Annotated in this window: 2 protein-coding genes; both read right to left on the bottom strand. The window is 40.4% G+C overall.

Annotated features, from left to right (window positions below; all coding sequences use genetic code 11):
* Positions 1-349 (bottom strand): transposase (locus QMA12_RS22275; RefSeq protein ID WP_356948045.1); only part of this gene is annotated, 349 nt, incomplete at its 3' end.
* Positions 258-716 (bottom strand): winged helix-turn-helix domain-containing protein, encoded by a 459-nt coding sequence (locus QMA12_RS22100; protein ID WP_290211518.1) that lies wholly within the window; start codon positions 714-716, stop codon positions 258-260. The genes QMA12_RS22100 and QMA12_RS22275, both read right to left, overlap by 92 nt.
* Between the last annotated feature and the right edge of the window lie 91 nt (positions 717-807).

Genomic DNA, 807 nt, shown 5'->3' with positions numbered 1-807 from the left:
AAATGAGTTGTAAGTGTTGCCTCATTATAGCCTTACTCAAATAAGGCGCTATAATTGCCTCCGTCTGGCCTGTTGCAGGGCAAACTGCACCAAAAATATGAGTTGATAGAAATTGTTGCTGCTTGACCACTCGAGGCCTTGAGCCTTTTTTTGCCCAAATTTTAGATGTGGTATTTTGTTGACCAAACCGCGCTTCATCTTGGAACCAGACATTGACTCTATCTAGTGATACGTGGCCTGGAATTGTGATGATCGTATTACGAAGGAAATTTTTTAAAGTCTTCTTGCGCCTGAACTGATTGCTTAGGGTGCTTCGAACGAGATGTAATCCATGACAAATTAAGCTCATGTAATAAGCGATAAACATTATTAAGCTTATACTGCACATCAAATGTCTCGCGAATATACTCACGAATGTCTTCACCGATTAATCGCCCCCCTTCATCTTTAACCGCATGTTTGCATACATAATCTTTGAGTTGCAGTTTTTGCTTTAGGGTTAAAGCGCAAGGACGACCGGGTTGTTTCTTAATGGCCAGTGCTTCAATTCCATTAGAAAGATAGGCCGTCACCCACTCATTTACCAGGCGTCGACTAACGCCTGTCGCTTGTGCAACAGCTGTACGGTTTTTAACTGTAAGAAATTGGCGAACAACTTGATAACGGGTTTTTAATCGCGCATCTCGGGTATAGGGAAAATCTGGAATGTTGGACAATGTAAGCTCAGTTAGAATGACTGCATTTAGCTCTATTAGATCACAAAAAGCATAAAATTAAAATAGATCATCAATTAAATGTGTTTGGTAT

This window comes from Pseudoalteromonas sp. APC 3893 (assembly GCF_030408095.1).
Classification (GTDB): domain Bacteria; phylum Pseudomonadota; class Gammaproteobacteria; order Enterobacterales; family Alteromonadaceae; genus Pseudoalteromonas.
The sequence above is the reverse complement of the archived record's forward strand: the minus strand, read 5'-3'. Positions and strand labels throughout refer to the sequence as shown.